Source organism: Rhodococcus ruber, assembly GCF_027270735.1.
GTDB lineage: Bacteria > Actinomycetota > Actinomycetes > Mycobacteriales > Mycobacteriaceae > Rhodococcoides > Rhodococcoides rubrum_A.
Window position 1 is genome coordinate 79,783 of the sequence record NZ_JAPWIJ010000014.1, and the last position, 11,895, is coordinate 91,677.

General features: G+C 65.1%; 11 protein-coding genes. 2 read left to right on the plus strand and 9 right to left on the minus strand.

Going from position 1 to position 11,895, the window contains the following annotated elements; translation table 11 throughout:
* The first annotated feature begins 16 nt into the window (after window positions 1-16).
* Window positions 17-865 (plus strand): formyltetrahydrofolate deformylase, encoded by an 849-nt coding sequence (purU, locus tag O4220_RS25045; RefSeq protein ID WP_037175562.1) that lies wholly within the window; start codon window positions 17-19, stop codon window positions 863-865.
* A 150-nt stretch (window positions 866-1,015) separates the two neighbouring features.
* Here the strand turns inward: purU and O4220_RS25050 are convergent, their stop codons facing one another.
* Genes O4220_RS25050 through glyA form a run of 8 tightly spaced genes read right to left on the minus strand, consistent with a single transcriptional unit; the run spans window position 1,016 to window position 10,012 of the window.
* Window positions 1,016-2,398: an L-serine ammonia-lyase gene (locus O4220_RS25050; RefSeq protein ID WP_269608258.1), complete on the minus strand. Its 1,383-nt coding sequence runs from the start codon at window positions 2,396-2,398 to the stop codon at window positions 1,016-1,018.
* On the minus strand, window positions 2,395-2,805 hold the full coding sequence (locus O4220_RS25055; protein ID WP_269608259.1) for a glycine cleavage system protein H: 411 nt from the start codon (window positions 2,803-2,805) through the stop codon (window positions 2,395-2,397). The genes O4220_RS25050 and O4220_RS25055 overlap by 4 nt, the downstream gene beginning before the upstream one ends.
* Window positions 2,802-3,728: a dihydropteroate synthase gene (gene folP / locus O4220_RS25060; RefSeq protein ID WP_269608260.1), complete on the minus strand. Its 927-nt coding sequence runs from the start codon at window positions 3,726-3,728 to the stop codon at window positions 2,802-2,804. The genes O4220_RS25055 and folP overlap by 4 nt, the downstream gene beginning before the upstream one ends.
* 30 nt (window positions 3,729-3,758) lie before the next feature.
* A complete protein-coding gene (locus O4220_RS25065; protein WP_269608261.1) occupies window positions 3,759-4,334 on the minus strand; it encodes a sarcosine oxidase subunit gamma in 576 nt (191 codons plus the stop codon).
* Window positions 4,327-7,170, minus strand: a complete 2,844-nt coding sequence (locus O4220_RS25070) for a 2Fe-2S iron-sulfur cluster-binding protein (protein WP_269608262.1) — start codon at window positions 7,168-7,170, stop codon at window positions 4,327-4,329. The genes O4220_RS25065 and O4220_RS25070 overlap by 8 nt, the downstream gene beginning before the upstream one ends.
* Window positions 7,167-7,445 carry a sarcosine oxidase subunit delta gene (locus O4220_RS25075; RefSeq protein ID WP_027494732.1) on the minus strand — a complete coding sequence of 93 codons (279 nt, stop codon included), beginning with the start codon at window positions 7,443-7,445 and terminating at the stop codon, window positions 7,167-7,169. The genes O4220_RS25070 and O4220_RS25075 overlap by 4 nt, the downstream gene beginning before the upstream one ends.
* A 51-nt stretch (window positions 7,446-7,496) precedes the next feature.
* Window positions 7,497-8,735 (minus strand): sarcosine oxidase subunit beta family protein, encoded by a 1,239-nt coding sequence (locus tag O4220_RS25080; RefSeq protein ID WP_269608263.1) that lies wholly within the window; start codon window positions 8,733-8,735, stop codon window positions 7,497-7,499.
* Entirely contained in the window at window positions 8,732-10,012 is a 1,281-nt protein-coding gene (gene glyA / locus O4220_RS25085) for a serine hydroxymethyltransferase (RefSeq protein WP_269608290.1), read from the minus strand. Before glyA ends, O4220_RS25080 begins: the two co-directional genes overlap by 4 nt.
* A 166-nt stretch (window positions 10,013-10,178) precedes the next feature.
* On the opposite strand from glyA, the gene O4220_RS25090 reads away from it, so the two are divergent.
* On the plus strand, window positions 10,179-10,850 hold the full coding sequence (locus O4220_RS25090; RefSeq protein ID WP_269608264.1) for a GntR family transcriptional regulator: 672 nt from the start codon (window positions 10,179-10,181) through the stop codon (window positions 10,848-10,850).
* On the opposite strand, the gene O4220_RS25095 is transcribed toward O4220_RS25090, so the two are convergent.
* Complete coding sequence (locus O4220_RS25095) at window positions 10,834-11,769, minus strand: LysR family transcriptional regulator (protein WP_269608265.1); 936 nt, start codon at window positions 11,767-11,769, stop codon at window positions 10,834-10,836. The two genes, O4220_RS25090 and O4220_RS25095, sit on opposite strands and share 17 nt — an antisense overlap.
* Between the last annotated feature and the right edge of the window lie 126 nt (window positions 11,770-11,895).

The following is an 11,895-nucleotide window of genomic DNA, read 5'->3' on the forward strand; positions in this document are numbered from 1 at the left end:
AGTACCAGGAGATTCGATGACCGAGAACTTCACCCTTACGCTCAGCTGCGGCCAGCGGCCGGGCATCGTCCGGGCCGTCAGTGCGTTCCTCTTCGACAACGACTGCGACATCGCCGAACACCAACAGTTCGACGACTCGACGGACGGCTCGTTTTTCCTTCGCACGTCGTTCGTGGCCAGCCGCACCACCGACATCGAGAAGCTGACCGAGAGCTTCCGCGAAGTGGCCGATCGATTCGCGATGATGTACACCTTCAACGGCTGCAGTCAGCCGCGTGTGCTCGTCATGGTCTCCAAGATGGGGCACTGCCTCAACGACCTCATCTTCCGTTGGCGCTCGCAGAATCTCGGTGGAGAACTGGTGGCCGTGGTGAGCAACCACGAGGTGCTGCGGCCGATGGCCGAGGCTGCCGGGCTGCCGTTCGTCCACGTCCCCGTCACCCCGGGGACCAAGGCCGAGGCCGAGCAGCGTCTGCTCGACCTCGTCGCCGAGTACGAGGTTGATCTGGTGGTGCTGGCCCGGTACATGCAGGTGCTCTCCGACGAGACGTGTCGAGCGTTGCACGGTAAGGCAATCAACATCCACCACTCCTTCCTGCCCGGCTTCAAGGGCGCGAAGCCCTACCATCAGGCCTTCGACCGGGGCGTCAAGCAGGTCGGTGCGACAGCGCACTACGTCACCCCCGACCTGGACGAGGGCCCGATCATCGAGCAGCAGGTGATCCGCATCGACCACACACACGACCCGTCTCGTCTGGCCACCGTCGGACAGGACGCCGAGGCACTCGCACTCTCGCGAGCGGTCCGCTGGCACTGCGAGAATCGCGTACTGCTGCACGGCCACCGGACGGTCATCTTCAGCTGAGCCGACACACACGAGGGGCCCGTACCGATTCGGTACGGGCCCCTCGTTGTTGCGGTGGTCGATGGTGGGAACCTCACACCGTTTCTGCAGAGTGCGCGCTGGTTCCAGCCTCCAAGAACGGGCGCGCACCCTCCAAAAGGGCTGTGGGGTCTAACACTCCACAAAACTGACCGGCACGTTGATCGCGAGACCGCCGCTGGAGGTCTCCTTGTACTTCGAGTGCATGTCTGCCCCGGTTGAGCGCATGGTCTCGATCACCTGGTCCAGGCTGACGCGATGAGTACCGTTGCCGCGCAACGCCATACGGGCTGCGTTGATCGCCTTACCGGCCGAGATGGCGTTGCGTTCGATACACGGGATCTGCACCAGCCCACCGATGGGGTCGCACGTGAGGCCGAGGCTGTGTTCCATCGCGATCTCGGCGGCGTTCTCCACCTGTTCCGGTGTGCCTCCGAGTACCTCGGCCAGACCGGCTGCGGCCATCGATGCTGCTGAACCCACCTCGCCCTGGCAACCCACTTCGGCACCGGAGATCGACGCCATCTCCTTGTAGAGCGATCCGATTGCCCCGGCGGTGAGCAGAAAGCGCACCGTGCTGCCGTCGGGATCGGCAACCCCTGCGGCGGTGTACCGAGTGGCGTAGTGCAGTACGGCGGGGATGATGCCGGCTGCGCCGTTGGTGGGTGCTGTGACGATTCGTCCACCGGAGGCGTTTTCCTCGTTGACCGCGAGAGCGACGAGATTGACCCAGTCCTCGGCGAATTCGCTCGAACGGTTCGGATCCTCGGCATCGAGTCTGAGGAACCAGTCCCTCGCTCGGCGTCGCACTTGCAGCGCACCCGGGAGATAGCCGTCGCGGGAGATGCCGCGAACCTCGCACTCGACCATGACGTCCCGAATGTGCAGCAGCCCATCTCGTATCTCGTCGAGCGCGCGGCGCTCGAGCTCGACCTCGGTCATGACGTCGCTGATGCTGCAGCCTCGCCGTTCACAGATCTGGAGCAGCTCCTTGGCCGACGCGAACCCGTTCGCGGAGGCGAGTGGCGCGACGGCCTCGACGCTTTCGGCCTCGGTCACCACGAAGCCGCCACCGACCGAAAAGTAGGTCTCGGTGTGCAGTTCGGTCGAATCCGATGCGCGGGCAGTCAGTTTCATACCGTTGGGGTGGAACGGCAAGACCGTCAGCGGGCGCAGCACGATGTCGTCCACGGCAAGGTCGATCTCGCGAGCACCGCCGAACAGAATGCGCCCGGTGGCCGCCATCGATGCTTGCCGCTGTTCCATCAACTCGGTGGAAATGGTTTCGGGCAGTAGCCCTTCCAATCCGAGCAGCACCGCGGTCATGGTGCCGTGTCCCGCTCCGGTCGCGGCCAGCGAGCCGTACAGGTCCACGGCCACCTCACGAACGTCTTCGAAGGCGGACATGGTGCGCAGATCGTCGACGAACCGAGCAGCCGCCCGCATCGGACCGACCGTGTGCGAACTCGAGGGTCCGACTCCGACGGAGAAGAGGTCGAACACGCTGATCGTCATGAGTCCACCCGAACTGCGTCGGTGGGCTCGCGCACGGTGAGGTCGTCGAACGACGAGGCAGCAGGAGTCAGGACGGCGAACAGCCAGCCGGCACCGAGTGGATCGGCCGCGATGAGCGACGGATCATCGCGCACAGCAGGATTGACGATCGTGACCATGCCGTTGGCGGGGGCGTACACCGTAACCGAGCCGGCGGAGGTGTGGATGGTGCCGCACGCATCACCGGCGGTGAGCACGGTACGAACTGCAGGCAGGTCGACGCCGGCAATGTCGGCAGCGTCGCCCAGAGCTTCCGGTGTCACGCCCACGCGGCTCGGAGTCTGTGCGGGTGAACCGAACGGGTCGACGGCCATCCAGCCGTGATCGGCGCTGAAGAGCCGGCGGGCGGAGGAGAGGGATGCGGTCATGAGGTGGCCTCGGCATTCATCATGGGTTGATCGAAGGACGACTGAGATACGTCGAGTGAACGCAGTGCCCGCATCACGGCCAGTGCGTCGATGGTGGCGGCGACGTCATGGACCCGGAGGAGTGACGCCCCGTTCTGGGCCGCGATGATCGCGGCGGTGAGTGATCCGGCGAGCCGGTCGTCGACCTCTCTGCCGGTGATGGCACCGATCATTCCCTTACGGGACATACCCGCCATGATCGGCCGTCCGGCCGAGGTGAGAGCTCGAAGGCCCTGGAGCAGATGCAGATTGTGCTCGAGAGTCTTGCCGAATCCGAACCCCGGATCCACCAGAATGCGGTATGCCGGTATCCCGGCCCGAATGCATTCGGCGGCTCGGTCTTCGAGAAACTCGCACACCTCCGCGGTGACGTCGACGTAGCGAGGGGAATGCTGCATCGTCGACGGCTCGCCTTGCATATGCGTCAGGCACACCGCGGCGCGCAGCTCGGCTGCTGCGGCGAGTGCACCGGGAAGGCGAAGGGCACGAACGTCGTTGATGACGCTCGCCCCAGCGCGTACCGCTTCCCGCATCACCTCGGGGCGTGAGGTATCGACCGACAACGGTGTCGAGGTACGCCTGGACAGTGCGTCGATCACCGGTACGACTCGGGCGATCTCCTCGTCGACGGTGGGTGGGGTTGCGCCGGGCCGGGTCGACTCACCGCCGATGTCGAGCAGCTCGGCTCCGTCGTCGACCATCGACAGTGCATGTGCCACAGCGCGATCCGAGTCCAGAAACAGCCCTCCATCGGAGAACGAGTCCGGGGTGACGTTGACGATTCCGCACACGACGGGATGGGAGGTGGTCAGCCGGGTCAGCAGTCGATCGCGGGCATCGGCTGCCCGTGTTGCCGTGGAGACGGTCGTGAGCACTGCGGTCACCTGTTCTCTTGTGCAAGTCCAACGGGACGTTCAGACGTCGGTGTATTCCTCGGCCGCGTCGGTCAACCAGGCTGTCAGATAGCGTGCGAACGACGAGCGCACGAGGATGCGGTAGTCGGTTCCCTCATCGTCGCAGGCGATGAGGATCATGCCTGCCATCGCCAGCATCGTCTGTGCCGTCGACCCTGCCGGGAAGACGCTTGGGTGCAGGTCGATCGAACATCCCTTCGCCAACACATCGCGCGCCCGGGAACCACTCAGCCGCAGACTGGTTCGTTGTGCGGACACGTCTGTTGCCGCGCCTCGGTGTGCGCGGACAGCCGAGCCGAGTCGGTGTTCGAGGTCGACCGGATCGAGGCCGGCTCCGATCACCAGCCACTCCGCGGGGCCGAGCCAGATCGCGGTGGTGTTCGTGCCCTCGGCGACGCGGCCGGGTCCGGGGAGCTCGGTGCCGAGCTCGGTCGAGGCCGCGGCACCGCCGGGTCCGCTCGGGTCGACCCACAAGTCTATCCCGGCGAGGAACGGCTCCTCCACGATATGAACGACAGGCGTATTCGGCAGAACTGTTTCTGCGAGTGGGCTTCTGGCGGCGAGTCGGTCAGCCATCACGGCGGTTACCTTCCGGGTCGACGAGTACGGAGCCGGTGACTTCCACGGCGATCAGTGTGTCGCCCACCGGGACGTGCAGGATGTCGCCGAGTCGGTCACGCCCGGCCTCGAGCAGAGCCAACCCGAACGGACGGCCCAATTCTGCGCTGGCGTAACTCGACGTGACGTGGCCGAGCATCGGTACCGGCAGTTCGGGGAGGACGCCGCTCTCGGAGTGCTCGATGATCTGCGAGCCCTCCGGTAGGACGGTCTCCCGATCGACCGGGAGGAGCCCGACGAATTGCTTGCGCAACGGGTTTCGGTTCTCGGCACGGTCGAACGACCGCTTTCCGATGAAGTCCAGCTTCTTCTTCGATACCGCCCAGCTCATGCCGAGATCCTGCGGTGTGACGGTGCCATCGGTGTCCTGGCCGACGATCGGGTAGCCCTTTTCGGCCCGAAGCACGTGCATGGTCTCGGTGCCGTACGGGGTGATGTGGTACTTCTCGCCCGCGTCGATCAGGCGCGACCACAGTGCGTGGGCGTGCCAGGAATCGATGTTCACCTCGAACGCGAGCTCACCGGAGAAGCTGATGCGTGCCACGCGTACCGGCACACCGTCGATCGAGGCGTCTCGCCAGGCCATGAACGGGAACGCCTCGTTGGACACGTCGAGTTCGGGAAAGATCTCGCCGACGAGGTCGCGGGAGCGCGGCCCGACGACGGGGAACGTGGCCCACTGCTCGGTGACCGACGTCAGCCGAACCGCGAGGTGCGGCCACTCGGTCTGCAGCCATTCCTCCATCCAGTCGAGCATTCCTGCTGCGCCGCCCGTGGTGGTGAACACCTGGAATCGGTCGTCCGCCAGACGCATCACGGTGCCGTCGTCGATCACCATGCCGTCGGTACCGCACATCACGCCGTACCGAACCATGCCGACCTTCAAGTTGCTCATCATGTTCGTGTAGAACATGTCCAGCACCACACCCGCATCGGGGCCCTGCACGTCGATCTTGCCGAGGGTCGAGCCGTCGAGCATGCCGACTCCCGCACGCACCGCTGCACATTCGCGGAGCACGGCGTCGTGCATCTCCTCGCCAGGAAGTGGGTAGTAGCGGGGCCTCTTCCACTGTCCGACGTCCTCGAAGACCGCGCCGCGTGCGACGTGCCAATCATGGACTGCAGTAACGCGTTCCGGGTCGAACGCCATACCGCGATTGCGTCCGGCCAACGCCGCAAAGGCAACCGGGGTGTACGGCGGTCGGAACGTGGTGGTGCCCAGGTTCTCCACAGGCTTGTCGAGCAGTTCCGCGACGATGCCCGAGGACACCACACCGGAGGTCTTGCCCTGGTCGTGCGCGGTGCCGATCGTGGTGTAGCGCTTGATGTGTTCCATGGAGGACATGCCCGCACCGACCGCACGGACCAGATCGGCCACGGTCGCGTCGCGCTGCACGTCGACGAACTGGCTGTCGGCACCTGCGTCGTCGCGCACCCGCCACAGCACCAGGGACTCGCTGCTGGGCACGGAATCGACTACAGGAAGCGAGGTTTCGGGCGCATCGAAGCTGAGACGGGTCAGCGCAGCTGTCGCGGCCGAGCCACCGGCGCGTAGACATCCGGCCAGGTCGAAGATCCCCGATGCCGCCCCGGCGACACTGATGCCCTCGACGTCGTCCGCGGGCACGAATGCGCCGAGTTCGCCGTCGTAGCGCAGCTTTCCGCGGGCCTGACTGAACAGGTGCACCGCAGGGTTCCAGCCACCGCTGACGAGCAGTACGTCGCAACCGAGAGTGTCGGTGGAACCGTCGGCACCGGTCACCAGTGCATGGGTGACGCGGGTGTCGCCGCGGGTGCCGGACACGACGCTCCCGGTGCGCACCTCGATGCCGCGCGCGCGGCACAGGCCGAGCCAGTACTCGGGTGCCGCGGCGCGGGCATCAACGATGCTCGTGATGCGGACACCGGCGTCGTGCAGATCGACGGCGGCCTTGTACGCGCTGTCGTTGGTGGTGAAGACGACAGCCTCGGTTCCCACCGTCACGCCGTAGCGATGCAGGAACGTCCGTGCGCTGTGCGCCAACATGATTCCGGGGCGATCGTTGTCGGTGAACACGACGGGACGTTCGTGAGCGCCGGTGGCCACCAGGATGTGCCGCGATCGAATACGCCAGACTCGCTGACGGCTCAGTGCTGCAGGCGCTTCGAGACCTAGGTGATCAGTCCGCCGCTCGAGCGCGAGGACGAAGCCGTCGTCGTAGGAACCGAACGCGGTGGTGCGGCGCAGCATCGTCACGTCGGGGAAGGTCGACAACTCGGTCACCGCGTCGGCCACCCAGTCGAGTGCCGGCCGCCCGTCGATGACGTCGTCCGAGCCCAGTAGCGAGCCGCCGAACTCGCACTGATCGTCGACGACGACCACACGAGCGCCGCTGCGGGCAGCGACCAATGCGGCCGTCAGACCGGCCGGGCCTGCGCCGACGACCAACAGGTCGGCGTGGGCGTGCATGGCGTCGTACTTGGCGGAGTCGGAGATCTCGGCGAGACGCCCCTGCCCGGGAATGCCGCGGGCGACCAGGCCGTCGTACAGCTCGATCGTGGTGGCGAGCAGCATGGGCTCGGGGAACGGCTCCTCGATCTGTACGAGTCCGCCGGTGTCCTCGGCCCATGCTGCGGTGAATCCACGGGGCCTGCCGAGCTTGATGCTGGTGGTGACCTGATGAATACCGTTGGCGAGCAACGCAGATGCCAGCGTGTCGCCCGGGTGGCCCTGCAGGGCCGAGCCGCCGAATGTGAATTCGAGGGTGCTCGTGCGGTCGATGCGGCCGCCGGATGCGGTGCGGAATGCGGTCATGGGTTCACCGGCTTCGGGTCGTCGAGGCGATAGACACTGTGGATTCGGTAGGTGGCGGTGTCTCGTACGGCGTTGAACCAACGCCTGCAGCCCGCGCTGTGACTCCACCGTTCTGCGAAGAGCCCCTTGGGGTTGTCGCGGAAGAACACGAAGTGCGCCCACTGTTCGTCGGTCAGGGCCGAGGGATCCTCGGGATAGGCGATGTGCGCCTGGCCGCCGTAGTGGAACTCGGTCTCTTCTCGACTCCCGCACCACGGGCATTCGATCAATTGCATTGCCACTCCAAGATGTCTCGTTCGGGTGCTGCGTGTGTCGGGGCGGAGAAACTAGTGAGCGACGCCTGCGGCACCGTGCTCGTCTACCAGTGCGCCGGTGACGAATCGGTCCAGACTGAACGGTGCGATGTACTCGTGCACCTCGTCGTTGGCGATGGTGTCGGCCAGGCACCAGCCGGCACCGGGAGTCGCCTTGAATCCGCCTGTACCCCAACCACAATTGAGGAAAACGTTGTCGAACGGCGTGCGCCCGACGATGGGGGAGGCGTCGGGGCAGACGTCCACGATGCCGGCCCAGGTGCGCAGCAGATGCGCGCGAGCGAAGACGGGGAACAACTCGACCGCAGCGGCCATCTGACGTTCGATGATGTGGAACGCCCCGCGCTGGCCGTAACCGTTGTAGGAGTCGACGCCTGCGCCCATCACCAGTTCGCCCTTGTGTGCCTGGGAGACGTACACGTGCACGGCATTCGACATGACCACCGTGGGATGCACCGGCTCGAGCAACTCCGAGACCAGGGCCTGCAGTGGGTGACTCTGCAGCGGGGTCTTGATGCCGAGCATGTCCGTCAACGTCGAGGTGTGCCCGGCCGCGCACAGAGCGACCTGGCCGGTGGCGATGTCGCCGCGTGTGGTCTTGACCCCGGTGACGCGATTGCCGTCGGTGGTGAAACCGGTGACCTCACAGTTCTGGATGATGTCGATGCCGGCCGCGTCGGCGCGTCGGGCAAATCCCCAGGCGACGTAGTCGTGCTTGGCGATGCCGGCGCGCGGCTGGTACGTCGCCCCGAGTACCGGGTAGCGAATGTCACTGGAGATATTGACGATCGGGCACAGCTTCTTGACCTCGTCAGGATCGACCCACTGAGCGTCGATGCCGTTGAGCCGGTTGGCCTCGACGCGTCGCACGCTGTCGCGCACGTCCTGCAGGCTGTGTGCGAGGTTGAGGACTCCGCGCTGGCTGAACAGGATGGGGTAGTCGAGGTCGTCGGCCAGTCCCTCCCAGAGCTTGAGCGAGTGCTCGTAGATGCGGGCGCTCTCGTCCCACAGGTAGTTCGAGCGGATCAGGGTGGTGTTGCGCGCCATGTTTCCGCCCGCGAGCCACCCCTTCTCCAACACAGCAACATTGGTGATGCCGTGGTTCTTGGCGAGGTAATGCGCGGTGGCCAGGCCGTGCCCGCCGCCGCCGATGATCACCACGTCGTACGACTTCTTCGGCTCGGGGTTACGCCACAGGAAGTCCGGGTGATCGGGCAGATGTGCGCCCGGTGGGGTTGAGGGGGCGGTCATCGGTAGCCTTCCGTCAAGTCGGGGTAGAGGGGGAACTGCGCGGCGACGGATTCGACCCGCGTCCGCAGTGCATCGAGTCCGCGGTCGTCGGTGTCGGGACGCAATGCGTGGGCGATGACGTCGGCTACCTCGGCAAATGCCGTGGCGTCCAGGCCGCGTGTTGCCAGGGCCGGGGTGCCGATCCGGACTCCTGAGCTCACCATGGGCGGTCGCGGATCGAACGGAACGGCGTTGCGGTTCACCGTGATTCCGACGTGGTGCAGTCTTTCCTCGGCCTGCTTGCCGTCCAGTTCGGACTTGCGCAGGTCCACGAGAACGAGGTGGACGTCGGTGCCGCCCGAGACCACATCGATGCCTGCGGCCGCTGCGTCGTCGGTCAGCAATCGATCGGCCAGGATCTTCGCGCCTTCGAGGGTGCGCTGCTGCCGTTCCCGAAAGTCCTCTTCGGCAGCGAGTTTGAAGGACACTGCCTTCGCCGCGATGACGTGCTCGAGCGGTCCACCCTGCTGGCCGGGGAAAACCGACGAGTTGAACTTCTTCGCCAGAGCGGCGTCGTTGGTGATGATCACACCACCGCGGGGGCCGCCGAGCGTCTTGTGCGTGGTGGAGGTGACCACGTGAGCGTGCGGTACGGGTGACGGGTGCAGTCCGGCGGCGACCAGGCCGGCGAAGTGCGCCATGTCCACCATCAGGTAGGCACCGACGTCGTCTGCGATACGGCGGAATTCGGCGAAGTCCAGGTGGCGTGGGTAGGCGGACCAACCGGCCATGATCAGCTTGGGACGGTGTTCGTGGGCGAGGCGCTCCACCTCTTCCATGTCGACGAGATGGTCGTGCTCACGGACGTGGTAGGCCGAGACGTCGTACAGCTTGCCCGAGAAGTTCAGCTTCATGCCGTGCGTCAGGTGTCCGCCGTGGGCGAGTGCGAGACCGAGTATCGAATCGCCCGGCTGCAGAAGGGCTGCCATCGCAGCGGCGTTGGCCTGGGCTCCGGAGTGCGGCTGCACGTTGGCGAACGTCGATCCGAACAAGGCATTGAGCCGGTCGATGGCGAGTTGCTCGATGACGTCGACGTTTTCGCAACCGCCGTAGTACCGCCGACCGGGGTAGCCCTCGGCGTACTTGTTCGTCAGTACCGAACCCTGCGCCTGCATCACGGCCAGCGGCGCGAAGTTCTCGCTCGCGATCATTTCCAGGGTGTTCTGCTGGCGGCCGAGCTCGGCACTGATCGCGCGGTGCACCTCGGGGTCGAGATCGGCGAGTACGCGGTTCGTCACGCCTCTCGGGTGCGGTGCCGTCGCCGTCGGTGCGAAGTCCTGCGTCAAGATGGCCGCCCTTCTGGAAGATCAATGACCTGGAACTGATATATCAAGATGCCAATAGAGTAAGATCACAACGCAGAGCCGTCAAGGGCGGGGCATCGACCGGGAGTGAGCAGCCAAGATGACAATCGGAATTCCACCGGTGATCGATGCAACGCAGTCTGCCGGTACCAACGCCGATCGAGCGTACGAAATAGTGCGTGAGCAGCTGATCATGCTGGAAATTCGTCCGGGCGAACCCATCAACGACGACCGCTTAGCCGAGCAGTTGGGGCTGGGGCGCACCCCGATTCGTGAGGGTCTCAAACGACTGGAACGCGAGCGACTGGTCGTTGCGTACCCCCGTCGCGGAACCTTCGCGACCGCTGTCGACATGACCGACCTGGCCAACATCTCGGAGATTCGTAAGCAGCTCGAGCCGGCTGCCTCGGCTCGTGCAGCGCGCACGGCGACACGGGCGGCTCGAGACCGGCTGGCGGAGCTCGCGGCCTCCATCGCGAGCATCGACGACATCGACGATTCACGCGAGGTGCTGCGCAAAGATGTTGCAGTGCATCGGGAAATCTATCGGGCGTCGGGAAATCCCCACCTCGAAGACATCCTGGTCAGCCTCGACGCACATGCCACCCGCATCTGGTGCCTGTTTCTGGACCGACTGCCGAACGTCGCCGGCCATGTTCGTGAACACGTCGTGTTGCTGCAGGCCATCATCGACGGCGATGCCGACACGGCAGCTGAACTGACCCTCGAACACGTCACCGGGTTCGAGAACGCAATCAGGGAACTGTTGTAGTAGCAGCTGAAATACGCTCGGCGGCACCTCTCAACGCGGTCGAGATCGCGTACATCGCCGGGGTGTACTGACGCCGAGCGAGTGACGCGATGTAGATGACGCGGGTAGGAACCCGATCCGATTCCGGGAAGGCGACCGCGGTCACGTCGGGTCGGTGATGCACCACCGACAAACGAGGAACCATCGCGATGCCGACGCCGGCGGCCACCATGGCCTCGATCTCCTGGTAGTCGTGGGCTTCGTATACGACGTCGGGCTCGAATCCGGCTACGCGACAACTGCGATAGAGAACTTCGGCCGCGGGGTGGTCGTTGCTGCGGATGATCCACCGTGCGCCTTCGAGATCGTGCAGCGACACGTCGTGCTCCAGTCGATCGTCGTCGATCGGCAGCAGCAGCACGGTCTGGTCTTCCATCAGTGGCTCGAGCGACAGCGATCGTTCTGCCTCCTCTGTCCAGGCGTAGCTCCACAGCAGCGCCAAGTCGATTTCGCTCGAATGCAGCATGTCGAGCAACTGTGGGCGCACCGCCGATCGAACCCGAACGTCGACACCCGGCCACCGAGAGTGATAGTCCTTCAACGCATCGGAGAGCAGCGACGCACTGACCGTGGGAAACGAGCCGAGCCGGACCGAACCGCGTTCGAGCCCCCGGATTGCTTCGAGGTCGCCGCTCGCCGCCCGCATCTCCCGCCTGAACAGGCGGGCGCGGCTGGTGAGAATTTCGCCGGCTTCGGTGAGTTGTACACCGCGTGGCAGGCGGGTCAGCACCGGTTGCTTGATGCCGTGTTCGAGTTTGCTGATGCGCTGGGACGCCGCGGAGGGGGTCATGTTCGCCCGCTCGGCACCTGCGGTCAGTGAGCCGGCCTCGGCGATGTCGAGCAGAAGAAACAACGTCACGACGTCGAACGTGTGGTTCATGCGGATATCTTTCAGCTCAGCTAAAGGACCAGGTAGCAAAACGATATTGTCCTAAAAGCCCGGCGTCAATAATGTGACAGGGACAACGTTCGAGTGCGGATGTAACCGAGCACTTACCACCACCTG

What these genes read in the sequence shown, in the direction of transcription:
- purU (WP_037175562.1), top strand. Translation starts at nt 17, where the DNA reads ATGACCGAGAACTTCACCCTTACGCTCAGCTGCGGCCAGCGGCCGGGC.
- O4220_RS25050 (WP_269608258.1), bottom strand. Translation starts at nt 2,398, where the DNA reads ATGACGATCAGCGTGTTCGACCTCTTCTCCGTCGGAGTCGGACCCTCG.
- O4220_RS25055 (WP_269608259.1), bottom strand. Translation starts at nt 2,805, where the DNA reads ATGACCGCATCCCTCTCCTCCGCCCGCCGGCTCTTCAGCGCCGATCAC.
- O4220_RS25065 (WP_269608261.1), bottom strand. Translation starts at nt 4,334, where the DNA reads ATGGCTGACCGACTCGCCGCCAGAAGCCCACTCGCAGAAACAGTTCTG.
- O4220_RS25070 (WP_269608262.1), bottom strand. Translation starts at nt 7,170, where the DNA reads ATGACCGCATTCCGCACCGCATCCGGCGGCCGCATCGACCGCACGAGC.
- O4220_RS25075 (WP_027494732.1), bottom strand. Translation starts at nt 7,445, where the DNA reads ATGCAATTGATCGAATGCCCGTGGTGCGGGAGTCGAGAAGAGACCGAG.
- O4220_RS25080 (WP_269608263.1), bottom strand. Translation starts at nt 8,735, where the DNA reads ATGACCGCCCCCTCAACCCCACCGGGCGCACATCTGCCCGATCACCCG.
- O4220_RS25090 (WP_269608264.1), top strand. Translation starts at nt 10,179, where the DNA reads ATGACAATCGGAATTCCACCGGTGATCGATGCAACGCAGTCTGCCGGT.
- O4220_RS25095 (WP_269608265.1), bottom strand. Translation starts at nt 11,769, where the DNA reads ATGAACCACACGTTCGACGTCGTGACGTTGTTTCTTCTGCTCGACATC.